The 469-nt window shown below is 45.4% G+C and carries 1 pseudogene; it reads left to right on the top strand.

Going from position 1 to position 469, the window contains the following annotated elements:
- A pseudogene (locus FGT79_RS31505) lies at positions 1 to 469 on the top strand (hypothetical protein); the annotation flags it as partial.

The following is a 469-nucleotide window of genomic DNA, read 5'->3' as shown; positions in this document are numbered from 1 at the left end:
AACACGATCACGACGGTGGTAACGGCAGAGGATGGCACGACAACGAAGACGTACACCGTGACGGTGACACGAGCGGCGGCAGTTGCACCGACACCACCAGCACTGGATCCAACACCACCGACTGATAACAAAGTAATCTCAGAGAATGGTGAATTATTGCTTCCCGCGGGTAAGGCGGGCGAAGTTAGTTTGGGGGAATCGATTAAAATCGATATACCGGCAAATGCAACAGACAAAGAATTGAAATTAACGATTGAACAATTGCTTGACACTCAACACCTTCTAACGAAAAAAGAGTTACTAGCCAGCCCGGTCTATGAGATATTGAAAAATTTCTCGGAGAACTTCAGCAAACCGGTAACGCTAATCATTAATTTTAATCCATCAATTCTTAAGAACGACCAAAGAGCTGCAATATTTTTCTATGACGAAGTGAAGAAGGAATGGGTGGAAGTCGGGGGCACGGTTA

The organism is Paenibacillus sinopodophylli (assembly GCF_005930355.1).
Taxonomy (GTDB): Bacteria; Bacillota; Bacilli; order Paenibacillales; family Paenibacillaceae; genus Pristimantibacillus; species Pristimantibacillus sinopodophylli.
This window is presented reverse-complemented; position numbering and strand designations above follow the sequence as displayed.